Consider the following 24,917-nt stretch of genomic DNA (forward strand, 5'->3'; position numbering starts at 1 on the left):
GCATCAACCGTGGTGGGCGTAGCTCAGTTGGTAGAGCCCCAGATTGTGGATCTGGTCGTCGTGGGTTCGAGTCCCATCGTCCACCCCACCCTTCACCACCGCTGTGGCAATATTGCACCCCCACCGGCTGGCGTAGTGCGCCGGCATCCCACTGGGCCGTTAGCTCAACTAGGTAGAGCAGTGGACTCTTAATCCATTGGTTGCGGGTTCGATTCCCTCACGGCCCACCACTACTTTTTATAAGATATTGATAACTAAAGATATAATATGTATTTTTGATAATGGTGGCCCTTATGGTGGCCTTTGCGACAGATTGGGATCACTATTGTTCTCAGCCAAATGCAGTGTGGTTAGAGTAATTTAAGGGGCGACTATGTGAATTCCGCCCCTGGCCACCAGTAACCTAATATATCCGTGTGCCGCCTAGAAGTATCCTCGCTGGTTGACAGGTCCCGCAAATTGCCAGATGATTCGTTGTTGGAGAATTGCTGTGTTTGAACGCATTAATGGGTGTGCGTGTAATGTCCGCTTAGCGGTTCAAGTTACGACCCTAGGATCGCACATCGTGAGTCTGAATACCGTCCTGGCCGATAACCCCTCTCGCTTTAGTAACCGAACCAGCAAGGTTGCGCCGGAACTTCGGCACGCATGATCACGTACCTATCCGGTGACTTGTTCCAGTCACCAGCAAACGTCCTAGTTAACACGGTGAATACCGTAGGCGTCATGGGCAAGGGCATCGCGCTCAAGTTCAAACGCATCTATCCCGAAATGTTCGAAGCGTACCGAGACGTATGCGAGCGAGGCGAATTGCAGATCGGCAAACTGTTCCTCTATCCGACGCCGAATAAATGGATTCTGAATTTCCCGACCAAGAAGCACTGGCGCAACCCGTCGAGGGTGGAGTATATCGAAGCCGGCCTTAGTAAACTGCGGGCACGATATTCGGAGGTGGGCATGACGTCGATCGCATTCCCCGAACTCGGTTGCGGCAATGGGGAACTCGACTTCGAGACGCAGGTCAAACCGCTCATGGAGCGCTACCTGGGAAACCTTTCCGTCCCCACCTTCATCTATCTAAGTGGCGTCAAAACCGACCCCCCAGAACACAAGGACGTGCGCAGCATCAAGCAATGGCTGCGTTCGGAACCGGCCGCGCTGCCCTTCGACGAAGTGTGGCAAGACATTGTGGAGGTGCTGAGCAGACAACAGGAGTTCGCTACGCTGGCGAAGGGCCATGCCTACAGAGCAATTGCCACGCAGAGCCCCCCAACCATCACGGTAGAGGTAGGTGACAGAAACACACGGATTCTGTCGGAAGAACTGCTTAGTTTCTGGCAGCAATTGCGGGACTTTGGCCTGACGCACGGCAGCATCGCGCCGGAGCACCGGTTCGCGTCGTATCTGCTGCCGGTGTTTGCGGAACTGCCGTACGTGGAACCAGTCAAGGTGTCGACATCGTCCAGCGGGCTGCGCTCGAACCCGGCAGCGGGCCTCCAGGTGGTTCCGCCCCCCATGCCGGCGGCACCTGAGAAGCCTGCGACAGGGGACCTGTTCGCAAGACCGGACTATGCCGCTCAAGGCTGACGCGGACGAAATCCTCGAACACATGCAGCGATTGCGGTCCAGCCTGCGGCTGGACCGCAATCGGCGCTGGTGGTGGCGTTGGCTTTACCGATCCGATCACGTCGAGAACGCCGCCGAGATCCTGAATAGTGGTCAACTGCTGTCACGAGCGGCGGCGGAGCAAAGGCAGGTGATACACGTGGACAGCGGAGCCCCGGGTTACGTGGAGCAACTATCCAACACGCACCGCAACCTGGTCCGGCTCTATTTCCGGCCACGAACGCCGACTCAATACACGAATGAGGGCGTTCGACCGCGAGGAGAGATTAAATACGGTGTACAAATGCCGGTGCCGGTCTACCTATTGTTCCCAGTGAACCTGCTAGCTGAGGAAGGCGTGTCCTTCACGAAGGGCCGCCTGACGCAAGTAGCGGCGGTCGGTGACTCAGCCGAATTCCTGAAGTCGATCGACTTTGGCAAGGTCTATCATGACAGCGGCGTCGGCGACCTGGGTCAGTCCGGGCGCCCGGAGATCCTGAACGCCAGGAATTCCGAGGTCGTGATCGAGAACGCGCTGTCGCTCGACACGCTAAAGCACATAGTCTGCAGGTCGCCGGCGGAACGGGAGACGCTATTGAATCTACTTGGACCCAAAGCAAGGGCCCGGTGGCTCAAGATGATCCGCGTCGATGAGGGCGATCGAAGAATGTTCGAGAAGCGAGGCACGTTCATTAAGAAGGCAAAGCTCTCGAGTACCAAGTCCCAGTTCCTGTTCTACATGAATAACTTTCCAAACATGCGCGGACCGTTTGATCTCACTGTCGAGTGGACATTTGGCGAGCGGACGGTAAGAGAGCGCAAGAACGGGTTCCTGGTCTCGAAGCAGCCAGTCGCCTATTCGATCAGTCGGCCCGTACCAAGGTATCAAGTTCGCGTGCTACTAGACGGGTACCTGGCCTATCTGGGCGACTTCGATGAGCGGGATGAATCTGATTTGGTGATTTGACGCGAAGCGGGCTGGTCATGAGTACCCATGAATGACGTACTGAAGGACCATGACCTGCCCCGCGCGGAGCTCGTCGCGGCACGCATCGCGGCGCTTGAGCGGGGCGAACACACCATCGAGACACTGCTGGTGGCGCTGGCGACTACGCGCCTGCGCGTCATTCGACCGGACATTCCCAATGTGGCCGCTTAACGTCGGGGTCGCTACGACAAGTGCTTCCGAAGTGTCTCCCGGACCTTACGCCACATCTTCGCCGATAAGATGTGGCCGGCGCCGGGCTCGATTAACCAAGTGAACCGCTCACCAGCCCCGGCCCCGGCATAGGCTCGGCTGATGCGCTCCAGGCTTCGGTGCACGTCTTCGATGGGCGAACCGGCATCATTTTCGCCAAAGTTCAGATGGAGCGCCCTGGGCGCAATCAGCCCGACGATATCGGGCGTATCCCCGTATTGGTGAAAACCCGGGATGAAGGCGGGAAAACAATTGAGGAGCTTGTGGCGGTCAATCGCCGAGTAGGTGGGCAGGCAACAGTTGCCCACAAGGCACTTCAAGCGCTGCTCCCAGGGCCCCACCAGCCAAGTGTGAATCGACCCCATGGAGTGGCCGTAACATCCCAGACGCCCAGCGTCGACCTCCGGGCGAGTGCTCAGATAGTCGACGGCTCGACGCATATCCAGAATGTTTTTCCACGCCATGCAGCGTCCCTGCACGACGTGGCGCAGAAACTCGAAACGCTCGAAGTCGCCGCCCTCGAACCTGCCCTGCGGGTCCCGTCGGTCTTCAAAGCAAAGAGCATCGGGGCAGAGCACCACGTATCCCAGTTGGACCAGCGCCACTCCCGTATGGTGCATTGGATCACCGGCCAGACCGGCCGGTTCACTCTTGCCCAGATGCCACTTACCCGCATGTTGGTGCCACACGGCCACCCCGGCCGCCGGCGATGCCGGAGTGACTCCGTCCGGAATCATCAGGATAGCCGGCACCCGATGACCGGACTCCACCGCATAATCGACCCACAGCAAGCGGTAACCGTTGAGTTGCTCCTCCCGTGTGACCTTGGGCTCCAGCTCGCAAGGCTCGGGCCAGTCACCACCGAGGCATTCCAGCAACCTGGATCTCAACTCGGCAGCGTCGGTAGGCCCATCAGGGGGTTCCAGGGACTTGGACATCGGGCCGGAAGTCATCGCCGAATCTCCCGCAATCGGTTCCGAAGAAATTGCAGGATGCCGATTGGACCAGGAAGTTGACCCGATCGGCGATTCCACATGCAAGTCAAGTTCGGGTTACGAATTAGCATGAACTGCCAATGCATGCATTGAGCTTGCCAACGTGAACCGCACCTGCACCTACAAAAGGTTCACGGATCCCGGCAGCCCTAAGAATATCTGTTCCAATGCGCCCCAGTGGTGCAGCTGTCAGCTTAAGCGAGGCTGCAACCAAGCATATGCAGGCGGTCAAAGCCCCGGAATCGCGCCATAGCAATGATTCCGCATTTTCATAACAAGCGGTGAGTTTTGACCAGTCCGCAACAAACTGCAAAGTCGTTCCGGCCGTCGCCCCCGTAAGCTCAGCAACGCTGGCCGTGTTCAAAGCGCGTGCTCTCTGGCCACCGTGCATCTTGAGTAGCGCATGATCTTTTCCGCGATATAGTCCATCGCGTTCGCGTTCTCCAAGCGAAAGGCACAGTACTTCTATTGGATGTAGGCCTCCGCCGGACGGCGCGGATCTGCTCTCCCATGGAATTCCGAACCGGCCGTCGTATTTCCTTTCGCGAAGAAGCATCGAATGCCACAAGAGCGAAGACAGATCGTCAAGATCCAGCGGGCCTCCTACTGCCGTCCGCCTCGCATTCAGCGTCTCCAGGAAGCTGCATTCCGGCATACGAATGGTACGCGGCAGAACATAAGAATCAGTGAAATCAATATGCGGCGCGCCCCATTTGCGGGGCACTTTCCTGGGCCGGGGCTCCTGATTAGTAGGCATCCCCATAAAGTTTGTCCATCGTTTGGAAGTGCTTCACGCAGCCTCTGCACCCTCCGCAGGCGAACGCGCCCGTATGGCACGAATGCGACCAGGCAAGCAGCGATCGCGGTATGCCGGAAGCACGAACAAGTTCCAGCGCCGTCATTGCCATCGCCGGGGCGGTGACCCGCAGGCCACCTTCTTGCATCGCCATCAGCTGATCAATCTGCGAGAAAAAGTCAGGGCGTGCGTCGGCGTGGCGTCCGTCCGAAACCACCGTACCAATCAAAAGTTCCGTAACGCCTAGACTGAGCGCTCTTGCGCCGGCGAGTGTAACCAGCAACTGATTGCGGAATGGCCACCATTCAGGGACAGGCGCCACCTTCAGCGACGCCCTTCCCGCCATATCTCCAGATCCCACGGCGGAGCAATCAGCCGACACGATGTGATGCTGAATGCCAAGTTCACTTGCTACTTTGGAGGCTGCGGCAATCTCCCCAGGCGCAGCAATCTGGCCGTAGTCGATCGTGATCGCGAATCGCGGTTTTTTCCAGTATGCAAGAGATACCGAATCCATCCCTCCGGATAACAGCAGCGCGTTCATGCGAGCGACCAAACGGCGTGGTGGATTGCGGATACCAGATCTTGTGTGATCCTGCATCCCGAACCCTCAGGCATCTTGAGATCCTCCGGACGCATATTCTGCGCAAGCACCACTACGGGAATGCCACGTGCGACCGCGTATCCCACTTCGAAAACAGTGCCAGGGTCGCCGCTATTCAGGATTGCGAGCACTGCGTCCGACTCGTCCAGTCCTTTCAGGTCTTGCTGGGTCACGCGACTTGCCGGTCCGATTCCGACATCGTGAAGCGGAGAAAATACTCGGACCCCCATCTTAAGAAGGTGCGTTCTCGCCTCTTCGACCAGCCATTGCTCACCGAGATCAAAGAACGGCGCTGCGATATAGACCTGACCACTTCCAGGTCGAACAGGCTCCGTCAACTCACTACACAGAATATCTGCAGGGGGGATGGGCAGCGCGCGTGTACCGCAATAGTGGCTGGTTGCACGGGAAGCGAGGTCGGCAGCTTGCGTGGGGTCTTTGTGTTCAACGGCCCAGTACAAGGTGAAAGCGGCAGAAAATACATCGCCCGATCCAATTTTCCATACGCTTTGGCTCTTGTAGGCGGGAATGACATCGCTTCCCTCCTTGGTCGCAACGAGAGCGCCGTGGCCGCCCAACTTGAGAACAACCACGCTGGCCTCCCCATTCGAGATCAACTTCCTTGCCATCGCATCCGTATCGGTTTCGTCTGTAAGACAATGGGCTTCCGCGCGATTGAGGATGAGAGCAAGTGTGTCGGCGTTCGAACCGTTTTCGCCAAAGGGGCGGGGGTCGAACGCGGATTGAGGGTCATAAACGGCTCGTTTCGCCTTTACATGTGCGCTTCCTTCCATCATTCCGAACCGGAGGACGACATCGTCCTCGACGCTGAGTTCGCCGTGCTTCTGAATCGCGTCCGGTCGAGGGGTAATCCGCGGGACGGACAGCGAATGTACGTATTCGAAGCAAATGCCGTCGTGCGTGCTGATGCCGCTGATCGCAATGCGGTAAGCAGCCTTTAGATTCTCCAGGCCGTCCTTCAGTGACTGCGCGCAATAGGTAACCAGACGCAAATCCGGAATCGCCGTGCTCAGTGCGGCCGCGGCTCTGCCACCAGAACCGTATACATCATCCCAATAGGGTTCGATGCAATACTCGTCATACACCCCACCGACAACCGTCGTCATTTGAGTTCGACGCGAACTTGAACCGCCCCGCCCGAAACAGACAGCACGACCGCTTTGTATTCTCGGCCGCCTTCAATGCACTCGATGATCTTCAAATGACCGCGGTGGGTGAGTGCTCCGGCAGCACCCGCACGACTGATCACTTCCAGCACGGGGTGATCGCCACCCGTGTTAAGGCTTACGGCAAGTTCGTCTCCAACGGAAAGGGTCTCAATTACGTCCGCCCGAGGGCTATTGAGCGGGGCTTGCTGAACGATGTTGCATGGGTCGCCTTGCTCACTCCCTGGGCCATCCGCACCACCCTGGGTCTGGTTGCCCGGCTGCCGTTTGGTTCGCCGTGCGGTGTAGCCGTCGCCACGATCGCCTCCGTTTCCTGACATTCGCGTTCTCCTCGGTTCTCTATGGATCCAATGGTTTGCTCGCATACCGTCGCCAGCGGCATTTGCCTCGCACCGCTAGCCTTGAGTTGGCCTGGCGGCGCATCTTAGACGCTACGCGAGAGCGCGGCAATCATAGCCGGACCCAAACGCCGCATGGTCATCCACATCACGGAATCCAGCACGGAAGCTCGGGTGTCAATGTCTCTGGCGAATTGAAGGTAGGCTCGCTCAAGTAACGCGTAATGACGATCTACTCGCCATTCTTGGGGAAATATTCCCAAGATCCGGCCAGCCCTCATGATATGGATATCGAGAATGGAGACCTCATCACTCTGGCGCCAGTTGCGTACGATCCAGGAAGCCGTCTTCGGTCCGACCCCAGGCAGTTCCATAAGACTGTCGCGCAATTCACGATCGTTCTGTCCACGCTCGATCCGTTCCAGGCCAGTCAACGCAGCTGCGATGTACCGGGACTTCTGCCGTGCGAACCGATAATGCACGCTGCGCCCGTTCAGCAGAATCGGTTGTTTGAGCACAAAATAGACAGAATCCGCGTCGGTCAGAGAACTGTGATTTCTGGATAACTCAACGCGTAATCGCTGATAGGCTGCCAGCCCGATTTCTGCTGGAATGCCATACCCACCCAACAGGCAAGCTAAGACCTCCTCCTCGAGACTGGAGCCCAGCCGGTAATGTTCCGGTTCATCGAGCTCCCACATCCAAGACTGTGCCGCCCAGTACGCAGGGCTGCAAATCTCCTCCCCGCGGCCCCAAACAAGCGGCCCTACTCCAACAGGCACGTCCGGAGCCGGAAGCTGTTTGACCATTAGACCTGACGGGGTTAGAGCAGTAATTTCCTGAACTGATGAACACGTGTTCACTGGTGTTTCTCGTTTCTCTGGAACTCGATCAAAACTTCAATGCAGAACGCCGCCTACTGTGCGATTTCCGGCTTGCCATGCTTCGCAAAAAAGTCGCTAATCGCCTCGCCGAGCAATGCCTGGACTGTCGTTTCGTCCTTTGCCGCCATGATCTTGAGCCGGCGGCGAACCCGGGGGTCGAAGAATCCGGCGATGGGCACCTTTCCTTCGCGGCTGGGCCGGTAATAGACGCGTGAAGGAGCGTTCTGCTCCGGAGACTTCGAAGCCGTAGCGGCAGGCTTGGCGGCCTTGGCCTTTAGGGATCGGCGCTGGCCGGCCGATTTCCCCTTCTTTTCCTCTTCAGAGCTAATTCTGCTGTGCCACCACCATCGGCAGCCTCCTGGATGCAGATTGAGGATAGTGAGTATACATATCTTTGTTACGTAGTGTATACACTTGAAACAGAGCCAGAGAATGGAAGGAAAGAACTTGATTGTGCGGGCGGTCTAGCTCTTCACACGCTGCACCGTTGCGCCGCTTCGACTTTCTCTTAGCCCCGCGTTTCCTCGTACACTTACCTTCCTCGCAAGTGCGGCTCCATACAATGGCGCACCCTGCCACATGAGAGTTCCCGAAATATTCGAAGCCGCGAGCCGCCAATCCATCATCCGCCGCCGCGAACAGCAGGACCGCGTCCGGATCCTGTGGAGCGATACGGCCTGCCTAGTCGTTTTGGCCGACGGGTTGGGGGGCGAGTTCCGCCCCGCGTTCGCCGCTCAAACGGCGATTCGCGCGGCCAAAGAGGTTTTTGATGCGACACCTTCAAGCGAGGCTGCCGAGCTCTTCGAAGCCATTGTCGCCCTCGCGCGTCAACGCATCGAGCGAGGGCGGAAAATGGCTGGTTGGCCACCACCTGTGTCCTGCTCCACCTCACGGCTTCAAAGGCAACCTGGACGCACTTGGGCGACAGCCGCCTCTATCGATTCGAGGATGCCTGTTTCGTTGAGCACACCGTTGATCACCGATTACGGGAATTGCTGCTCAAGGAAGGCCTCTATTCTGAATCGGACGTACACGCCCACCCAGGGGCGCACCTGATGTATGCGTGCCTGGGAGCCGGGCCCCATTCGCCGCGGCTCCCTATTGCCTCTAGGGGAATCTCCCGGCGTGAAGGCTTCCTCTTGTGCGGCGACGGGCTCTGGGAAAACGTGGACAAGGCAGACCTGGAGGCGATATTCAAGGCGAAGGATCTAGCCGGTGCCTTGCGCAGCGTGGTATCGCGGGCCAGGACCCGGGGCGGGGAATATTGCGACAACATTTCGGTGGCTGCGGTACGGCGAGTAGATTGAGAAGATCGATTCTTCGCAACTGCCTGGCCCGGGTGCTCGAGAGCAGGTGCAAGGAATCATGCCGTATTAAGCCCCTTTTGGGTCTTGGATTTCTGCAGGTGATCCCTACAATGACGCGCCCTGCTCTACCTCTGCCGCGGCCATGAAGATCAGATCGCCTCCGACCTGCACCTGGAGAGGCGCCGAGACCACGAACCGGATCCGATCACGGAGTATCGACCCGTAGTCTGGGCGTATCTGCGACCGCAAGCAACTATTGCTCAGCGTTTCTTTCTTCTCCTCTAGGGGGTCCGTTTAGTGACCAGTTCCTCCAGCGCCTCCACCCCGATCTCTTGCAGCGTCTTCCGCTCCGCCAGCGCCACGATCTTGACCTGGTGCAGTAGCTCGGGGTCCAGGTAGACAACGAACCCTTTCTTCCCCACGCGCTCGGGCCTCTTCCCGGGCGCGGCGCCGGCGCGTGCCAGGCGCAATGACTCGGCGAGGTCGGCCTTCTTCTTCATTTGCTTCTCCGTGGGGGCTGCAGCCGTTTCCGCAGCCATTGCCACAGCGCCTGGATCTCGGCCGCAGCCTTGCTGGATGGTTCCCGCTCACCGGCGGCCTGGCCGGCAGTGATGGCGTAGGCGTGGGCGACCCGCTGGTACACCACCGGCGCGATGGTCACTCCGACATCGAGCAGCGCTCCCTGGGCCTGGGCTACCAGGGGGCTGCGGATCCCGCCGGCGTTAAGAACCACGGCCGCCGGTGTGCGCGCCTCTTGGGCAATGGCGATGGTGCCGGTGATCGCCGCCAGGTCCAGCAGACCTGGGCGGCACGGGACCAGCACGTAATCAGCCGCCTGGGCGGCCTGGGTTGCGGCCCCAGCGACCTGCGGCGCGGTATCGATGAAAACGATGTCCACGCCAGCCTGCCTGGCGGCCCGCAGGTGACCGTCCAGCGCGCTGGGACGCGTCGACGCCACGGACGGCGGTTGCTCCCGGCGCACGCGCCACCAGGCGCTCGCGGATCCCTGCGGGTCCATGTCCAGGATCACGGCGGCCCGGCCATCGTACTGGGCGGCTATCGCGAGACTGCATGCGAGTGTCGTTTTGCCGGTGCCTCCCTTGCGGGAGATGATGGCGACGGTGTGCATACCGGAGAGTATAAAGGTGTCTAGACGGACTAGACAAGATTGGAAAGTACGATCTGTTGCCGATATCATCCACCGCCTGATAGGCAAGGCACTAGCCACTATGGACCGCAAACGGCGCGATTCGCCGAGGATCGGCGATCAGGATATCGAGAATTGGGGGCCGCTTCAGGACGCGGAACTGCTTCGGGGTTTACAGGAACTGATCGAGGCGGAACAGAACGCTGGGTATCCGCCGCTGGAAGCTGTTCCCGACGACGACGCCAAGGGATGGCAGGAATTATCCGATTGCGAGGATTTCGCTACCGAACTGGAGTTGGAATTTGGCGTTCCTCTCTGCAACATCGAGAAAAACCCCGAGCAAGCGTTGCCGGACTGCTTTGGAAAAATCGACGGACAACGTGTGGGAATCGAGGTTACCCGGCTAACGATCACTCCGGAGGAAATCGCTTGGCAAAGGGATTGCCGTCTCTCGAACATTGACGGCCTCTGCTTAGAAATTGAAAGGGATGACCCAGCGCGAGCCAGGAAAATCCGGAGTGCCCTAACGGCAAAGCCGTTCAAGTTCGCCAAGGCGCTCAAACATATCGCTCCGTTCGAGCAGGTGCGAATTGAGCCTCCTCGGCCGGCGTGGCTCTTTGATTACTTTCAGAAGCGGCTGCGCGCGGCCATCCGCGAGAAGGAAGAGATCGCGGCCAACAGGGCCGAAGAAGGAAGGCTTGATGAAATCGAGAAGCTGTTCTTGCTGATCAGAACCAATGAGTACAACTTACCCGAGGAACGCGTGGGCAAGTACTTGCAGCGAGTTGAAATCCCAGCTCTCCAGCACTTTGATGACGCCTATTTGATATTGCCCGCCCGGGCGATGGACGGCCCAGGGAGGCACAGTTGCCCGGTGTTCCGAATTCCGGCGTAGCGGTCTCGCGCCGGAAAAACCACGGAGCGCCCGCAGCCAAGGAAGAGTGGTAGCTTGGTCCTGTCTGATGGCGGAGGGAAACGCCCTCCGAAGGATCGCTTTAGGGACTGGCACGGCCCGCGCTATGTAGCGTTGCTTGGTCGGATTGTGGCTCGCCGGCGGCCCAATTCAGCCCGTCTCAGCTAATCTGTCCATTCAGGCCTAATTTCCGAGCCGTACGCGGGTTCGCAGCAATCTATGATGCGAGCGCGTGCATGCTTGGCGATTGATGCGACCGTGACGATCCGGAACGAATGGTCTGCAGAGGCCGCGCATCGCGCCGGCCGCGCCGCCGTGCTGCACGCGATGGTCAACGGCCTTCTGGCCGTACAGCATCTGACCAACGTTGAGGCCCAAGCCTTTTTCAAGACGGTACGCAGCGCGCTCGAGGAAGAAGTCGCGAAGAGCGGGAGAATCCAGGCCGTACTCGAGGAGTCCGGCTTCGAGGAAACAGCTGGCGGCAGGATCGTTCACGCCTTCCGGGAAGCGATCGAATTGCAGCTGAGGCTGATCGAGACGAAACTTCCTAATTCAGGGACAAGCGCTGCTCGGCTAGGGTTTGCGCGCCACCTTGCCGTAAGTTCAGTCCGGTTAGAGTTGTTGCATGGCCGACATCGTAAGCCTCGAGCGCAGAAGCGAGATCATGTCCGGAATCCGGGCGAAAGGCACGAAGCCCGAGATGGCGGTGCGTCGGCTCGTGCATTCCATAGGCTACCGCTACCGCCTCCATCGCTCCGACCTTCCGGGAACGCCGGACATGGTCTTCCCGAGCCGCCGCAAGGTCATATTCGTGCACGGCTGCTTCTGGCACCAGCATCTCGGCTGCAAGAAGTCCGGGATCCCGAAGTCCAATCAAGACTATTGGACGCCGAAGCTGGCGAGAAACGCCGAGCGGGATCGCGAGCATCGTTTCCAACTGCAGGAAATGGGCTGGGACGTATTGGTTGTCTGGGAATGCTCTATCCGGTCGCGCGAGTATGTCGCCACAGCGATTCGTCGTTTTCTCGACCCTTGATGCGAACGCCTGCTCTCGCCGGCCGGAAGGCGGCGTTGTGCTTAACCCGCGTCGCGCCAGAATCGGCTATTCGTTCACCGACTGGAAGGTTGGGAAAAAGCGATGGAATCGCTCGTAGGCGCCGATGGCAGGACCGTCGAGATCGAATCCCAATTTCTCCTGGATTACGTCGGCATCCTCGTGCATGCACTTGTCGAGCGCGTATTGCTCACGGGGCGAAAGATCCGGCGCAACGATCTTTTCTATGTCCGCCAGTCCCTCGCCTGGCAGGAACTGCCAGCCTTTGGGAGGGTCCAGCGGACGCGTCCCGTTTGTCATCCTGAATGTTGCCGTGAGCATTGACGTGGTGTCCTTGTAGTTGGTTACCAACAGGGGAACGGGGGATGTACGCTGGTCCGCCGCTCTGCCCCCGAGCTCGCACGCCCGCTCAATGCTCCTGGCGACAGCTACGGCGATACCCTCGTTCGATAGCTCGTTGAGGTCACGAGGCATGTACACGCCAAGGTAGCGCCTAAGTAAAAGCGCGCGCTGCTCTTCCGTTGAAAGTTCCCTTTGCGCCGCCGTGAGTTCTGCCGTGCGCTGCATCAGATTCGAAAACTCAATGTTCATCGTGACCCGAAGGATATCTTCGGACGCTAGTTTGGCAGTGATCGCCTCGACTTCTTTCAATTGTTTGAAGTGCTCCGCCGTCGTGAAATCAAGCCAGATAATGACGCGGTTCGCGTCCAAACTTGTGACGATTTCCTGAATATCTGCTGGAAGCTCCTCGCTGCCATGGCTTTCGCATATCACGCCTTCGAAGGGCGCATTGAATCGCTGTCGATCCGTGATACGAGGGTCGTTGTCGAAAGCATAGAGTTTTCGAATGCCCGCCCTTCGGTACATTGCCAGATGGTCGCTTAGGTGCTTTCCGCCCATAGACACGTAGGCATACTCTCCCGGATCAGCTTCGGCAACCAGCAGAGATACGAGTTCGGCGAATAGTTCCCTGTCAATGAACTTGTTCGGTCGAATGCGGTAGGGCAGTCCGATCTGAGTCATGCTTTCGTAACTCTCCGAAGAGTATCGACCCAGGCCGCGATTCCGACTTCGCCCGGCTTCTTGGTATCGTTGCCGAAGAAGTGCTCTCGAACCGCATTGATTTCTTCAACGTCTCGGGAGAACGCTATTCTGCGCCTCGTATTGCCTCTCTCGGGACGCGGCAGTTCGGGTTTGTAGCGTCGCGTCCCAGTTGTGTCTCCCCTGACCGGTCTGCCCTTCTCCACTGCCAGCCGAACCGTTCGGGCCTCTACTCTATCCTTCCGCTGCAGCAAGCCGTCCACTTCCTCTTCGATGCCTTTCCATTTGTTTGTAAAGCCAACGCACATGCTTAGCCCGTCCATGGCGGCGTTTCTAGCCGGACGATAGATGTCGCTGTCGGTATCCAGGTCACGCTTGGTCGTCGAAATCGGCAAATCCTCCGGATTCGCGGTCGAAAAGCTGATTAGACCCGCTATTGCCCTGAATTGCGGATGGTAGCGCGGGGTGGTAGCAACGCCCCACCCCGTTATCGAGGTCTTATCTGAAACAACGACAATGCGATCATTGCAAATCACGGTAATTCCCGCCTCGTCGGTAGCGCTCTCCCCAGGCTTGCTTATGTCGGGATCCGTCGATTCTTCCAATTCCGTTTGACGTGTCAGATTGCGATAGAAGCCCACAGTGACCTTGATCTCCACTCCGTCAACCACGGTTTGGAAATCGAAAGGCTCAATTTGCCCAGTCAGAATCAACTGAACGGTAACCGGCGTAATCGGCGCGTCGTTCAATCGGATCTCGAATCCCTTTCCCATAATGTAGGCAAAATGCTGCCCCAGTTTGTCTTTCAGCTGGTCGATGAAGGATTTCTGCTGGAATTTCTTCGAAATGCTCTCGTGCAGAGCCGGAATGGTTATCGTCACCCCGCATTCCGCCCCGTTCCCGATTTCCTCGAACGGAAGTTCCCATGTATTCGAGTTGGGATCCAGCCACTCGCGACTGTAGCGCACTTTGACCGCGCGGTTCTTCGAGCAAGAAACCACCTCGGCTTCTTTTCCCATCTTGAAGATCGCACGCTTCATCCCTATTCCGTAGATTCCGATGGTGGGTAGTTTTTCGTCTGGATCTCCAGCGGGCCGCCCCAAGCGAAAGGCTGCGTTCAGGTAAGAACTCGGAATCCCTCCGCAGTTGTCCTCAATTACGAATTTCTCGGCGCTAATGGTGATATCGCAGCGGAAACCCGCGAATGGTTGTTCCGTATCGCGCCCTGCCGGCCGCGACCGCATGGCGCCGTCCACGCAATTGTCGACAAGATCCAAAATTGAATCATCGAGGTCGATGTCCCTAGGTAGCATGGAAACGAAAAAGCGCTTCGTCGGCGCTCCGTCCAAATGCGTTGGCTTAGGTTCGGTCTTCCCCTCTTGCGAGGGCGATTGCTCTTTATTCATTACGGTTGCTCAGGAAACGCTTGTGCGCGAAGTGAATCTGTTTTCGCCGGCCAGAACCGACCATCCTCGATGCTGAAGTTCGTCCCTGTTAATCAAGCGCTAGACCGATTCTCGCGCTTCGCAGTTGGAGGAGATCGCCGATAGAACCGCGCTCCCCATGAACGGCGATACGCTATTGCCAATCATTCGGAAGCTGTGCCAAATTGTCGGGTGGAAGCGGTGGCTGTCGGGAAAACCCTGGAGACGCGCCGCTTCGCGGACGGTGATTACTCTGGGCTCGCCTGGATGGATGGGCCTGACAGACTGGTACGATCCTTTGTCAGACCCCGTCCCCGCGCGTAGCGTGGGACAACGGCCATTCCATTCAAGCCGTTGATGCCGGCCCACTTTGTCGATTGCCCCGGGCTCCAATTCCGAAAATCGCTTGCGCACTCGCTCGCAGTGTTTCGTGCGCCGATTGCCTGTAAAACTGCTGTCGTCAGACCTCATGGCTATTGCGTACTTCGAGAGCGAACTGTCATCTGGCAATTGCCATAGATCGAATCCCGCTTCGTCCGTCCCCGCACATACGGCGTTAGAAATGTCTTCGATCGCATCTCTAACGGTAACGCCCGGCACCGTGCGCATCGCGTCGATGTCCGGCATTGATCCTCGCCTATTGTCGATTCCAATTATGAAAACGCGCCGCCGTCGCGTAGGTGCTCCGAAGTCTGCGGCGTCAAGCACGATGGGGTCTGATACCTGATAGTGCTCTGGCACCCTCTCCAGCCCGGCGTCCAAGATTCTTCGGGATTCGCCTTGGCTGATGCCCACAACATTCTCCATGGCGAAAAATGTGGGCGACAGTTCCGCCACCAACCGAAAGAAATGATTGACGAGTGCGCTGCGCGGATCCTTGGCATCGCGCCGTCCGATCATGCTGAAGCCTTGACAGGGCGGCCCGCCAATTAGCCCGTCGATCAGCGAATTGGTATGCCGTAGAACTTCCGCCCCCGAAAGTTCCGATACATCGGCGAGCGTTATGGGTGTATCAGGGAAATTGAGAGCAAACGAAGAGGTGAGCACGGGATCATTGTCATATGCCTGCACGACATTGAGGCCCGCAAGGTGCGCTCCGCGCGAGAAGCCCCCGGTGCCACAGAACAAATCAACTACTCGCATCGCTTCTACTCAAGCGCGGCCCTCGCGAACCGCCACGATAGCGCGTAGTTTACCCTCCCGTCCGCCGGATCAAACCGTTAACGGGAAGCCGTCGTTATTCGCGATACGCAACAAGCACGCGATACGAATCGTCCCGTCCAGCCCGGAATCCGGTCATCCAGTTAGGCCGCTAGCCCGACCAACGGACAGGATATCCGATCATAACCCCGCTTCGCCCAAATTTACGTTAACCGGGCTTATAGAACGGCATTGCCAACCCGAATCGGACAGATTCAGCGCGTACTCTAGTCTCCTGGGCGGCGCTCGTAATCGTACTGCCAAAGCGCCTCGTCCAGTGCCCGCAGAGTAACGCCGTAGTGCTTACACGCTCGCCTGCAAAAGGCGCCGTATTGCAGCCAGCGATCAAACTGGTAGGCAATGGGTGCCCCGATAGTCCGCATGACTCGCTTATCGAGCACGGGGTAACGATCCGGAAAAATAAAATGCAATATGACGCTCGCCATCGGTCCGGCGACGCCATGCAGCGTCATAAGGGCGCCGATGCGCAGACGCTCGCTGTCGGTCGCAAAGGAAACGCGGGAGATTTCCTCCACATCGGCAGAGGAGTTTACGGCTACCAGCTGGCGAACCGCCGGACCAGGATACTTCCAGCGGGCAACCTCCTGCAGATCGGAAGGCTTCATGTGTCCGCGTCGGCGCGCAGCTGTCAAGATATCCGCCAGCCTGCGGTCTGCTCAGCATTGGACACTCCGGCCTGATAAGAGTCTAGCGCCCGGTAGCGCTTACCGAGCCCCCCCACGTCAGAGCGTTCGAATGGAATGTTCCAAGACATGCGCAGATTATGCCGTTTGCTGGCCAGTCAGCGCTTAAGAGATCTGGCAGTCCTGACCTTCTTCAAGACCTTACGCGGCGCGCTGGAGGACGAAGTCACCAATACAGAGGCAATCCAGTAAACGCGCTTCCACTTGGCTCTTGAATTGCCAACTTGCCGACTCGTTCATTGTTGTTCTTGCTCCCAATGCGTATTTCAAGTGTACCGGTGGGACAGGATTTGGCTCTTGCGCGACGCACGCGGTATACATTGAGCCGGAGCCATTACTTTTTCAAAGTCCCCTTTGAATAAGCTATTTTCGGCGTCTCATTCGACTCTGTCCGCCAAGAATGTGTCCTCGCGGTCAGAAATCGCATCCGACATGGAGACTAGCAGAACGATTTTGGGTGTGGATACGGCCAAGCAGCGCCAGCCATCCCAAGCCTCTCCTTTCCCTGGCGAATTAGGCGCGTTTGCGCGTCCGAAGGAGCGTCAGCGATGGCAGAGAGAAGAACCGGACTGCCCCGAACTTGCCGAATCTTGCCGGCCGCCAAGTCGCGATCCAGCGGACCGGTCTCAATCCAGTAATGGATCGTGCGCCGGGCGATACCAAACCGTCCCGATCCAGGTAATACTTCAAGCACATCCTCGTCTCCCATCGGCGCGTTACGCGCTGCCTCCACCCTGTCGATGAAGACAACAGGATGGACCGGCAAAACCAACTCGCCAATCCGATGTGCGCGATCCTGAGCCGAAACACATGCGCAATTTACGGTCGAAAACAACATGAATTCGAGTACGCAGGCCGCGGCAGACTGCAAGACGTTAGAATTGGATGGGAAACATACGCGTACCGGGCGGAGTTCGCGAAGCCAATCTTGGAAGGGCGAATTCCCCGACACAGATTAAGCACTGGATGGTTGCAGTGGCCTCGCTCCCGTTAAGTCGTTTCCGCCCAATGGTTCCCGGTTCTATGACCGGACGTGCGATGCATGGGCAAGGGTCCACGATCGATACGAGCGGGATTACTTGGCCCGCTCTCCAAAAAAGAACGTACAAAAGCCGGACAAGGGAACCCAAAAAGCGCATCGCGGCTGCAGTTCACTATGCAGTAAGAACGATTGCCAGGGATATCGGATCGCCGCAAGGATGACTACTTCGCCTGAGTCCGTCCTGAACAACGTCGGTTTAGGCTGCGCCGCGAACGCCAGAAAAGCGAAAAACACGACCCTGTCACGAGGCGTTCCATGAAGGTCTCCCCACCCAACCTACCTCGGGCCGCGGGAAACAACAACGGTCACGCAAGTTCTCTTCATGTCAAGTAAGCTAATTCCCTCAAGAGTGGGAGACGTAATCAAATCAACTCGGAAATAGAAAGGCACGCAAGCAGGAAGATGTTGAAATACTTGTATGTAAAGACGGTTTTTGCCGCATTGTGCGTGTTTTTCGTTGTGGCCTGCGGGTGGATCCAACATGTATCTGCGCAATCCCATAGCCGCGTCAGCGGATCATTGGGCCCGGCAGAGCAGGAACCGGAATACGAAATTGCCCAACCGGTTGATATGGCGGGCAGCAAACCAAACATCGTTTTTTTTCTGATCGACGATTTGGGGTATTTCGATGTCGGTTTCACGGGCGGTAGGTTTTACGAGACACACAACATTGACCACCTGGCTGGACAAGGCATGGTGTTTGAACGTGCCTACGCCTCCGGGCCTAACTGCTCGCCGACTCGCGCGAGTTTCCTATCAGGCATGACGACGGCCCGGCATCGGCTTTACTCACTCGGAAAGGCATCCAAGATTGCTCCGCACGCGGCTCCTTTGTGGGTGCCCATTGAGAGCTGGTTCTTCAATTCACGTGGCCGGTCCGCGCCCGGCATTACGATGGACGATTACGATTCTCAGTACGCCGAAGATGGGCTTCGAACGTTCGAGGTATCCGCCGGGTTGCCCGATCAAATCGTGTCCGTCGCCGAGATCTTGAATCTTGCCGGCTACGTTACCGGACGTTTTGGCAAGTGGCATGTCGGCAAAAGCACGCAGGGCTTTGACGTATCGAGTACCGACGGTTCGGATGCAGTGGAAACTGGCGCGGCAGACACAACAAAACACTACCGCAATCCGAACTCGGCTCATTCGATAAGCGATGGTGTCATAGAGTTTATCCGGAACAATTCGAAGAAACCCTTCTTCGTTTACGTCGCGCACTGGGAAGTACACGACCCCAAAATCGCCAATCCGGAAATCGTCCGCCGGTTCGACCGGAAGCTGAGGAACTGGGAGGGTGAAACCAAAGACTATGACACGACCTACGCAGCAATGGTCCATGCTGCTGACACGAGCGTCGGTCGAATACTCAAGGCATTGGACAATGCCGGCGTTTCAGAGAACACCGTAGTTGTTTTTTCATCCGACAACGGGGGAACAGGACCCTCACAGATTCTACCGCTGAGGTCGGAGAAAGGATCTTTGTATGAAGGAGGCATTCGCGTACCGACCATCGTTCGGTGGCCGGCCGCGATTCACCCCGGCACACGCTCGGTTGCGACGGTTTCCAGCGTGGATTGGCTACCGACTTTTGCTGATTTGGCGGGTGTCGATCTAGCGAACGTGAACTTTCCGCCAACCCAGATACTGGATGGCCGTAGTATCTTGCCCGAATTGGCCGGAAGGCACAGCGGATCGGGTGAAGCATTTTTCCATTTCCCACTGTATTTCGGTGGCGCGACTCGTCCCGGCGGACCCAGACCCGGATTTCGCGGCTGGCCCTCATCTGCCTTGATATCCGGCCAATGGAAACTCATTGAATTCTTTGAACGCAATGAAGAGGAAAGCGGTCCGGAAACCGTCAGTCGATTCGAGTTCTACAATCTGGACAACGACATCAGCGAGAGCCGTAACTTGGCAGAACATGTCGAATCGCTAGCGCCTGATGTTCGAGGGCGGTTTGAGAGCATGCGAAAACGATTGTCGGACTGGCGCGCCGAGACGGACGCAGACGTACCAACGCGCAAGAATAAATTCTTCCAAGGGTTGCCGTCGAATTCCAATCACGCTATTGGCACTCGCTAGCGTGCCCGGATTGAAACGGAAAAGGTACGGCGTGGCCATCAGTTGGACCGACGGCCTCTTCAAGCGAGAGAGCTAAAGGAGCACGAAGCGGCCGGCCGGGAGGTCAGCATCTCAAGTCTTGCTGCAGGTTCTGCGCGCTTCGCGACGCCAGAATAGTTCATGTTCCCGTACCCGAAGTACCAAATACATATCCTTTATTTGGGATGAGGCGGCGCAGGATGCCCCGTTACCGAGACAGATGAGGAGTAGTGAATCCCGCCTCAGATGTCCGGTCTCTTTTTCCGTCACAAGCGCTTCCCCGCACCTGTCTTTCATCTAACCCCAAGATCAATCCATCACGTGGTTTATTTCTTCACGCAAAAAAGAGAACTCGGACAGCCCTCCATCCAGGCCTCTTCGCCATAAGAAAAACAATCCTCCTCCGCAGACCCAGGCATGCGGACTCCCTGTAGGGACCTCTCCGGGTACCGCGGAGAAGGGAAGCCGGGTACACCGGATAGAGTGGCGGCCAGATGCCGCGAAAACCCCCTTCCCACGGGCCGGTTTCGAGGGCCGTCCGAAGGACCATTTTTCATACGCCGAAAAACGAAGTCGATTTTTCCGTGCATGAAAAAGTCGGTGGGACACACGTCAGATGGCGCCATCAGAGCGGCCACGCCCTTGAGAGGGCTGCTTCGAAACTGAGCCACTTCGGATGCGTTTTCCTGCAAACTCTGGACAGCGAAGGAGGATATTGGATGAAGCGCTACGGACTTGCCGAATAACAGGTCATTTCGAAACGATCCCAGCACGAGGCCTGTGAGATGGTCGCAAGGCTAGAATGGCAATCCGTTCAGTAGCGGAGACCGGCTGATGGCGAAGGTCGGGCCGGTCTGCGAAGCCATCTATAGGGGAAGGAAGCGCGGTGGACTATTACGTCAACAAGAACGCGCAGGAGAGCGGTGATCACGAAGTACATACGAGTGCGTGCAATTTCCTGCCAAGCCCGGAGTTCCGAATCTACCTGGGCCGTTCCACAAATTGCCGAGAGGCCGTGGCCGAAGCGTGGAACCACTACCATCGGGTAGACGGTTGCTACCATTGTTCAACCGCCTGCCACAGACACTGACAAAAGCGTTTGCAGTAGCTGCTCGGAGTGCGTGTGGATCAGCCTGGGCTCATGGCCTTGTAGTCACGCACGGGTTACATCGGGGAAATCCAGACGCCACCGGGTTGGCATCTCACAGGCGTTGTGCGGCGCGCAGCCAGCCGATGACTTCCTCGGCCTGCGCTTGGGGCGTGCCTTGATCGGTGCGCAGGTGGATCGCCGGGCGCTCCGGCGCCTCGTAGGGGGCATCGACGCCGGTGAGCCCCGTGATCTTCCCGGCGCGCGCCTTGGCGTACAAGCCTTTCGGATCCCGCCGCTGGCAGACTGCAAGAGGCGCGTCGACGAATACTTCCAGTAGCCGGCCGGTTCCGGCGATGCGGCGCGCCCGCCGCCGTCCCGCCCGAAACGGAGCGATCAGCGCGACCACCACGAAAACGCCCGAATCCAGCAGCAGTCGGGTCACTTCCGCGCACCGGCGCACGTTTTCCTCGCGGTCGGCTTTGCTCAGCCCCAGATCCACATTCAGGCCGCGGCGCAACTCGTCGCCGTCGAGCACCGCCACCGTAAGGCCGAAAGCGCGCAAGCGGCGGGCGATCTCGCCGGCCAGCGTGGTCTTGCCCGCGGCGGGCAGGCCGGTGAGCCAGAGCGCACAGGGCGACACCCCGCTCGAGCCGTGATCCGCACCCATTAGAAGTAGTCTCCTTGCGCATTCCCAGCCGAGCCCTTCCCAAGGTCTTCGGCACGCCCCTGGCGCTCGAGGGTTCCCGCTTGCCGCAGTTCGCGCACGATCGCCGGAATGTCGTTTGCCCGCGACTCCACCGCGCCCGTGAGCGGCCAGCAGCCGAGCGAGCGGAAACGCACGCTGCGTAGCTGTGGCTCCTCGCCCTGCTCCAGCGGCATTCGCTCATCCACGCGCACGATGAGCATGCCATTGCGCTCGACCACCCACCGGGGGGCGGCGAAATACAGATCCGGAATCTCGATGCCTTCCCGCTCGATGTAGCGCCAAACGTCCATTTCGGTCCAATCGGCGAGCGGGAAGAATCGTTCGGGTGCTGGATTCCCTCGCGCCTGGAGTTCCGTTGGAGTCTGTGAACCGGCCGTGCCGACTCCGGAGCGCCCCCGCAACCGCTTCTCGTCGCCCCGCGCGCCGTCCATCACCGCGTCAAAGCCGTAGGTGTCGAGTGCTTCCGTGAGCGCCGCGCTTTTCATCAGCCGCGTATGTTCCTTCGCGCCGTGCGTGAACGGCCCGACCCTCCTTCGCGCGCCATCGCGATTGACCTGAACGATCAGCGCCATGCCCGCGGATTCCGCCATCCGGTCGCGGAACGGATGGGTCTCCGGAAATTCCCAGGTCGTGTCCACGTGCAGCAGCGGAAATGTCGGGATGTTCGGTGCGAAAGCCTTGCGCGCCAGATGCAGCATCACGCACGAGTCCTTGCCCGCCGAAAACAGCATTGCAGGCCGAGCGCAGTGCGATACGGCCTGGCGCAGGGCCGCCAACGACGAAGTCTCCAGGCGGTTCAGCCGTTCAAACTCACACGCGTTCTCATTCATGGCGTTGGACATTCTGGTACGTTGGATCGGAGATCGCCGCTAGCGGACGGGCCCGTTACGCCGCCCGTTCTTCCGCGCAGGATGCGGTGATCCCATCAAGATCAGGCTGGCGCATCTCAATTGCTGGAGGAGTTTGTACCGCCGGACGTGGCGGCCCCGGCCAGGGAGAGAACCAGCCGCACGAGTTCCGCTTGGCGCCTGAGTCCGTGCTTTGCGTAGATTTGCTTGACGTGGTAGCGGATCGTGCTTTCCTTGCGTTCCATCGCGGAGGCGATATCGCGCACGTCGATGCCCTCGGCCAGCATCACCGCCACGCGGCTCTCCGTCGGCGTGAGCCCCAATACGGCCGCGGCCAGGTCCGGATCGATCCTGGCTCCCCGTGCCGGTTCGGCGAGCAGCACGAGCGCCGCAGCCGGCCAGCCACGAAGCGACGCCTCCCTTCCAGGCAACGGGTTCACATGCAGCACCAGCGGCGGCATTGGCGCCGAACGCTTGATCGTCAGCGAGCCGCCCTCTCCCGGATTGCCGAACGGCGTGAGTGCCCGCGCCAGCGCGGCCTGCAGCGCTTCATCGTCCGTCTGAGCCTTCGCAAACAGAAAACCGCTCTTGTCGCGCAAGGCGTCGCCGGCTTGGAGCACGGACAGGGCACGGTCGTTGGCCGCTACGATCCGCCTGCGCGCGTCGAGCTGGATGACGCCCACGCCGGTGATGTCGAGCAGCTGCGTCAGCGTCGCGCCCAGAGCGCCGGCGCCGGCCAGCGTTTGTCCGACGCGCACGGTTTGGCGGATATGCGGCTGGAGCCGCCCGACCCGTTCGAGCCGCTCGGACGACCAACCGTCCCGGTCCACCGGGTCGTTGATTTGCCAAAGGACGCGCGAAGCGCCCGGCCCCTTCAGGCGAACGTTGATCGCGTTCCCGGCATGGGCGCGGGTCCGCAGGATGTGGTAACCCAGGGAGGTTTTCAGCTCCTCCTCGGTATAGACCTCGCTGATGTGAATCGTCCGGTCAAAGGGGAAGCGCCCATAGCGGGACACCGACCGGTCCTCGGGAAAACCGGTCTCCAGCCACAGGCGCTCCAGGTCCGGGCGCCGTTCCCCGTGAAGGCAGGTCCAAAGGAAGTAGATCTGATAGTCGTTGTCCGATTCCCCCTCGCCGCACGCCAGGGAGCTGCCGTGCACGCCCAGGGAATCTTCGATCAGCGCGGCGGCGCGGGGCCACTGGGCCGGTTCGAGCGCCGACTCGTGCAATGCGGCGAGTATCCGCCCGAACGCGTCCGGTTCACTCACGCCCGTGCCCGCACGTCCCGACGCCGCAGCTTGAACGGCACGGTCCCATTCGGTCGGTTCTCCCGCTTGTGTAGCCACGAAGATGCGGGTGTCTCAATGCGACGCCTCTATCGGTTTTAGCCACGTTCACGCGCCCGGCTACATTCCCTCATTTTCCTGCCGCCACATCCGGACCCTACGGCAGCGTTGCATGAAGAAGGGAATGCAGAACGAGTGTTCCCAATGAACCCCAATATGGGGGAATTCGGGAATGTTAAATCGACCGCACGACGTTGAGAATCCCCAATATTGGGGAGGACAATGCGTGAATTGCCCGTTGGGGCGACTCGAGCGAGCGAGGGCGGTCGGAACCGGGCCATCCCGCTGGCTCGCGAAGTCCTTGTGCAACGCGTCCCGCGAGCCGGCGCTCGAATCGGGGCGGACGGTGCGACGTTCCGCGAAGGCAAGCCAGGCCCCGGGCGGCTGCGGCAACGAACACTCCCCCGGAAAACTTGCCCACCGTGCATCCCCGAAATCCTTCGGATACGGCCAGGGTTTGAATTCCGCACGCCGTCCACTATATTGATGCGCAACTCGTGCTTCGCCTTGAGGAGGATGCAATGCGGGTTAAAAGATCATCCGAGTTGCGGATCCGAAAATCGGGGCTGGCGTCTGCCGCCGGGCCCGCAAGGGACGCGCCTGCGTCGGCGTTGCACTCGCCGGTTCCGTCCCGCCGGGCTGCGTCAAACCGCAATCCTGCGCACCGGCCGCAGGCGGCCGGCTCTGACCGTCGTTGTGTCGATGATCCGGTTGCGGCAAGGCCTGCGTGACGCACGCCCGCGCCATCGGGCGCTGATCCACATCGGCAAGTGCGGTGGGGCGTCGGTGCGGGCGGCCCTGCACGAGGCCGGCATAGCCGACACGCTGCGCGTCTTCCATGTGCGCCGGCCGGTTTACAGGCGGAACCTCAACTATGTCGTGGTCGCCCGGAACCCCCTCTCCCGGGCCGTTTCGGCCTTCAACTGGCGCTACCGGCTTGCCGTGTCCGAGCGGAGGCAGCCCTACCGCTTTTCGGGAGAACGCGAGGTGCTGGTGCGCTACGGCAGCCTCGGCAAGCTCGGCGAGGCGCTCTACGATGACGATGGCAATCCGCGCGGCGCGAGCATCCGCGATGCGCGCAGGATCCACCACATCCGCGAGGACATCGGCTATTACCTGACAAGGCTGCTTGCGCGCTGCCGCCCGGAACAGATCGAAGCGGTGCTGATGCAGGAGACGCTTGATGCGGATATCGAGCGGGTGTTCGGGATTTGCAACCAACACCGTATAAATGACAATTCCGGCATGGGCACCGGGAAACTCTCGGCTCGGGCCCGCGCAAACCTCATGCGATTCTTCAGCCGCGACTACGAGGCGCTGGCGCGCCTGTACGCCTGGGGCAAGATCGACCGGGAGGCGTACCTGGCGGCGGTGTCTTGATCGGGGGG

25 protein-coding genes and 2 tRNA genes are annotated in these 24,917 nt (G+C 59.1%); 13 read left to right on the top strand and 14 right to left on the bottom strand.

Features of this window, described 5'->3' with window-relative positions; all coding sequences use genetic code 11:
• The first annotated feature begins 12 nt into the window (after positions 1-12).
• The 4 genes from F4036_05330 to F4036_05345 all read left to right on the top strand — a co-directional run bounded on the left by F4036_05330 (position 13) and on the right by F4036_05345 (position 2,572).
• Positions 13-88: transfer RNA gene (locus F4036_05330), tRNA-His, on the top strand.
• Between the two features lie 65 nt (positions 89-153).
• Positions 154-230 (top strand) — tRNA-Lys (locus F4036_05335).
• Positions 231-648: 418 nt separating this feature from the next.
• Positions 649-1,587 carry a macro domain-containing protein gene (locus tag F4036_05340; GenBank protein MYK37164.1) on the top strand — a complete coding sequence of 313 codons (939 nt, stop codon included), beginning with the start codon at positions 649-651 and terminating at the stop codon, positions 1,585-1,587.
• Positions 1,571-2,572 (top strand): DUF4433 domain-containing protein, encoded by a 1,002-nt coding sequence (locus tag F4036_05345; GenBank protein ID MYK37165.1) that lies wholly within the window; start codon positions 1,571-1,573, stop codon positions 2,570-2,572. Before F4036_05340 ends, F4036_05345 begins: the two co-directional genes overlap by 17 nt.
• 203 nt (positions 2,573-2,775) lie before the next feature.
• Here F4036_05345 and F4036_05350 read toward each other — a convergent pair whose 3' ends face one another.
• The 3 genes from F4036_05350 to F4036_05360 all read right to left on the bottom strand — a co-directional run bounded on the left by F4036_05350 (position 2,776) and on the right by F4036_05360 (position 6,325).
• Positions 2,776-3,741, bottom strand: a complete 966-nt coding sequence (locus F4036_05350) for a hypothetical protein (GenBank protein MYK37166.1) — start codon at positions 3,739-3,741, stop codon at positions 2,776-2,778.
• 803 nt (positions 3,742-4,544) lie between these two features.
• Positions 4,545-5,138, bottom strand: a complete 594-nt coding sequence (locus F4036_05355) for a 7-cyano-7-deazaguanine synthase (protein MYK37167.1) — start codon at positions 5,136-5,138, stop codon at positions 4,545-4,547.
• The gene (locus tag F4036_05360) at positions 5,135-6,325 is read right to left on the bottom strand and encodes a nucleoside 2-deoxyribosyltransferase (GenBank protein ID MYK37168.1); all 1,191 of its coding nucleotides are present in this window, start codon (positions 6,323-6,325) and stop codon (positions 5,135-5,137) included. The genes F4036_05355 and F4036_05360 overlap by 4 nt, the downstream gene beginning before the upstream one ends.
• A gap of 17 nt (positions 6,326-6,342) precedes the next feature.
• Between F4036_05360 and F4036_05365 the strand changes: the two genes are divergently transcribed.
• Positions 6,343-6,702, top strand: coding sequence for a hypothetical protein (locus F4036_05365; GenBank protein ID MYK37169.1), 360 nt, complete (start codon positions 6,343-6,345; stop codon positions 6,700-6,702).
• A 107-nt stretch (positions 6,703-6,809) separates the two neighbouring features.
• Here the strand turns inward: F4036_05365 and F4036_05370 are convergent, their stop codons facing one another.
• Positions 6,810-7,424: an 8-oxoguanine DNA glycosylase gene (locus F4036_05370; protein MYK37170.1), complete on the bottom strand. Its 615-nt coding sequence runs from the start codon at positions 7,422-7,424 to the stop codon at positions 6,810-6,812.
• Positions 7,425-7,570: 146 nt separating this feature from the next.
• Between F4036_05370 and F4036_05375 the strand changes: the two genes are divergently transcribed.
• Entirely contained in the window at positions 7,571-7,822 is a 252-nt protein-coding gene (locus F4036_05375) for a hypothetical protein (GenBank protein ID MYK37171.1), read from the top strand.
• A gap of 702 nt (positions 7,823-8,524) precedes the next feature.
• Positions 8,525-8,914: a hypothetical protein gene (locus tag F4036_05380; protein ID MYK37172.1), complete on the top strand. Its 390-nt coding sequence runs from the start codon at positions 8,525-8,527 to the stop codon at positions 8,912-8,914.
• A gap of 281 nt (positions 8,915-9,195) precedes the next feature.
• Here the strand turns inward: F4036_05380 and F4036_05385 are convergent, their stop codons facing one another.
• Both F4036_05385 and F4036_05390 read right to left on the bottom strand, forming a co-directional pair.
• Positions 9,196-9,414 carry a hypothetical protein gene (locus F4036_05385; protein MYK37173.1) on the bottom strand — a complete coding sequence of 73 codons (219 nt, stop codon included), beginning with the start codon at positions 9,412-9,414 and terminating at the stop codon, positions 9,196-9,198.
• The gene (locus F4036_05390; protein MYK37174.1) at positions 9,411-10,112 is read right to left on the bottom strand and encodes a ParA family protein; all 702 of its coding nucleotides are present in this window, start codon (positions 10,110-10,112) and stop codon (positions 9,411-9,413) included. The genes F4036_05385 and F4036_05390 overlap by 4 nt, the downstream gene beginning before the upstream one ends.
• Positions 10,113-10,143: 31 nt before the next feature.
• Here F4036_05390 and F4036_05395 point away from each other — a divergent pair, with 31 nt between their 5' ends.
• The gene (locus tag F4036_05395) at positions 10,144-10,956 is read left to right on the top strand and encodes a hypothetical protein (GenBank protein ID MYK37175.1); all 813 of its coding nucleotides are present in this window, start codon (positions 10,144-10,146) and stop codon (positions 10,954-10,956) included.
• Positions 10,957-11,157: 201 nt separating this feature from the next.
• On the opposite strand, the gene F4036_05400 is transcribed toward F4036_05395, so the two are convergent.
• Positions 11,158-11,469: a hypothetical protein gene (locus F4036_05400; GenBank protein MYK37176.1), complete on the bottom strand. Its 312-nt coding sequence runs from the start codon at positions 11,467-11,469 to the stop codon at positions 11,158-11,160.
• A 130-nt stretch (positions 11,470-11,599) separates the two neighbouring features.
• Between F4036_05400 and vsr the strand changes: the two genes are divergently transcribed.
• Positions 11,600-12,010 carry a DNA mismatch endonuclease Vsr gene (gene vsr, locus F4036_05405; GenBank protein MYK37177.1) on the top strand — a complete coding sequence of 137 codons (411 nt, stop codon included), beginning with the start codon at positions 11,600-11,602 and terminating at the stop codon, positions 12,008-12,010.
• 66 nt (positions 12,011-12,076) lie between these two features.
• Here vsr and F4036_05410 read toward each other — a convergent pair whose 3' ends face one another.
• The 4 genes from F4036_05410 to F4036_05425 form a co-directional block, all read right to left on the bottom strand.
• On the bottom strand, positions 12,077-13,051 hold the full coding sequence (locus F4036_05410; protein MYK37178.1) for a hypothetical protein: 975 nt from the start codon (positions 13,049-13,051) through the stop codon (positions 12,077-12,079).
• Positions 13,048-14,475 carry a hypothetical protein gene (locus F4036_05415; GenBank protein MYK37179.1) on the bottom strand — a complete coding sequence of 476 codons (1,428 nt, stop codon included), beginning with the start codon at positions 14,473-14,475 and terminating at the stop codon, positions 13,048-13,050. Before F4036_05415 ends, F4036_05410 begins: the two co-directional genes overlap by 4 nt.
• A gap of 99 nt (positions 14,476-14,574) precedes the next feature.
• Positions 14,575-15,636 carry a DNA cytosine methyltransferase gene (locus F4036_05420; GenBank protein MYK37180.1) on the bottom strand — a complete coding sequence of 354 codons (1,062 nt, stop codon included), beginning with the start codon at positions 15,634-15,636 and terminating at the stop codon, positions 14,575-14,577.
• A 284-nt stretch (positions 15,637-15,920) separates the two neighbouring features.
• Complete coding sequence (locus tag F4036_05425; GenBank protein MYK37181.1) at positions 15,921-16,319, bottom strand: hypothetical protein; 399 nt, start codon at positions 16,317-16,319, stop codon at positions 15,921-15,923.
• Between the two features lie 1,040 nt (positions 16,320-17,359).
• Between F4036_05425 and F4036_05430 the strand changes: the two genes are divergently transcribed.
• From F4036_05430 to F4036_05440, 3 genes are all read left to right on the top strand, one after another.
• Entirely contained in the window at positions 17,360-17,698 is a 339-nt protein-coding gene (locus F4036_05430; GenBank protein ID MYK37182.1) for a formylglycine-generating enzyme family protein, read from the top strand.
• 143 nt (positions 17,699-17,841) lie between these two features.
• Entirely contained in the window at positions 17,842-19,521 is a 1,680-nt protein-coding gene (locus F4036_05435; GenBank protein MYK37183.1) for a sulfatase, read from the top strand.
• A 904-nt stretch (positions 19,522-20,425) separates the two neighbouring features.
• Entirely contained in the window at positions 20,426-20,629 is a 204-nt protein-coding gene (locus tag F4036_05440) for a hypothetical protein (GenBank protein MYK37184.1), read from the top strand.
• Positions 20,630-20,741: 112 nt separating this feature from the next.
• Here the strand turns inward: F4036_05440 and cysC are convergent, their stop codons facing one another.
• The 3 genes from cysC to F4036_05455 form a co-directional block, all read right to left on the bottom strand.
• Complete coding sequence (gene cysC, locus F4036_05445) at positions 20,742-21,296, bottom strand: adenylyl-sulfate kinase (GenBank protein MYK37185.1); 555 nt, start codon at positions 21,294-21,296, stop codon at positions 20,742-20,744.
• Entirely contained in the window at positions 21,296-22,165 is an 870-nt protein-coding gene (locus F4036_05450; GenBank protein ID MYK37186.1) for a phosphoadenosine phosphosulfate reductase family protein, read from the bottom strand. Before F4036_05450 ends, cysC begins: the two co-directional genes overlap by 1 nt.
• A 116-nt stretch (positions 22,166-22,281) precedes the next feature.
• On the bottom strand, positions 22,282-23,451 hold the full coding sequence (locus tag F4036_05455) for a helix-turn-helix transcriptional regulator (protein MYK37187.1): 1,170 nt from the start codon (positions 23,449-23,451) through the stop codon (positions 22,282-22,284).
• A 780-nt stretch (positions 23,452-24,231) separates the two neighbouring features.
• Between F4036_05455 and F4036_05460 the strand changes: the two genes are divergently transcribed.
• The gene (locus F4036_05460) at positions 24,232-24,909 is read left to right on the top strand and encodes a hypothetical protein (protein ID MYK37188.1); all 678 of its coding nucleotides are present in this window, start codon (positions 24,232-24,234) and stop codon (positions 24,907-24,909) included.
• The last annotated feature ends 8 nt before the right edge of the window (positions 24,910-24,917 follow it).

This window comes from Gammaproteobacteria bacterium, from assembly GCA_009845905.1.
GTDB lineage: Bacteria > Pseudomonadota > Gammaproteobacteria > Steroidobacterales > Foliamicaceae > Foliamicus.

Bases quoted from the DNA above. Each gene is read 5' to 3' on its own strand.
- F4036_05340 (MYK37164.1), top strand. From the start codon at position 649: ATGATCACGTACCTATCCGGTGACTTGTTCCAGTCACCAGCAAACGTC.
- F4036_05345 (MYK37165.1), top strand. From the start codon at position 1,571: ATGCCGCTCAAGGCTGACGCGGACGAAATCCTCGAACACATGCAGCGA.
- F4036_05350 (MYK37166.1), bottom strand. From the start codon at position 3,741: ATGTCCAAGTCCCTGGAACCCCCTGATGGGCCTACCGACGCTGCCGAG.
- F4036_05355 (MYK37167.1), bottom strand. From the start codon at position 5,138: ATGAACGCGCTGCTGTTATCCGGAGGGATGGATTCGGTATCTCTTGCA.
- F4036_05360 (MYK37168.1), bottom strand. From the start codon at position 6,325: ATGACGACGGTTGTCGGTGGGGTGTATGACGAGTATTGCATCGAACCC.
- F4036_05370 (MYK37170.1), bottom strand. From the start codon at position 7,424: ATGTGGGAGCTCGATGAACCGGAACATTACCGGCTGGGCTCCAGTCTC.
- F4036_05375 (MYK37171.1), top strand. From the start codon at position 7,571: ATGAACACGTGTTCACTGGTGTTTCTCGTTTCTCTGGAACTCGATCAA.
- F4036_05385 (MYK37173.1), bottom strand. From the start codon at position 9,414: ATGAAGAAGAAGGCCGACCTCGCCGAGTCATTGCGCCTGGCACGCGCC.
- F4036_05390 (MYK37174.1), bottom strand. From the start codon at position 10,112: ATGATATCGGCAACAGATCGTACTTTCCAATCTTGTCTAGTCCGTCTA.
- F4036_05395 (MYK37175.1), top strand. From the start codon at position 10,144: ATGGACCGCAAACGGCGCGATTCGCCGAGGATCGGCGATCAGGATATC.
- vsr (MYK37177.1), top strand. From the start codon at position 11,600: ATGGCCGACATCGTAAGCCTCGAGCGCAGAAGCGAGATCATGTCCGGA.
- F4036_05410 (MYK37178.1), bottom strand. From the start codon at position 13,051: ATGACTCAGATCGGACTGCCCTACCGCATTCGACCGAACAAGTTCATT.
- F4036_05415 (MYK37179.1), bottom strand. From the start codon at position 14,475: ATGAATAAAGAGCAATCGCCCTCGCAAGAGGGGAAGACCGAACCTAAG.
- F4036_05420 (MYK37180.1), bottom strand. From the start codon at position 15,636: ATGCGAGTAGTTGATTTGTTCTGTGGCACCGGGGGCTTCTCGCGCGGA.
- F4036_05425 (MYK37181.1), bottom strand. From the start codon at position 16,319: ATGAAGCCTTCCGATCTGCAGGAGGTTGCCCGCTGGAAGTATCCTGGT.
- F4036_05435 (MYK37183.1), top strand. From the start codon at position 17,842: ATGTTGAAATACTTGTATGTAAAGACGGTTTTTGCCGCATTGTGCGTG.
- cysC (MYK37185.1), bottom strand. From the start codon at position 21,296: ATGGGTGCGGATCACGGCTCGAGCGGGGTGTCGCCCTGTGCGCTCTGG.
- F4036_05450 (MYK37186.1), bottom strand. From the start codon at position 22,165: ATGAATGAGAACGCGTGTGAGTTTGAACGGCTGAACCGCCTGGAGACT.
- F4036_05460 (MYK37188.1), top strand. From the start codon at position 24,232: ATGATCCGGTTGCGGCAAGGCCTGCGTGACGCACGCCCGCGCCATCGG.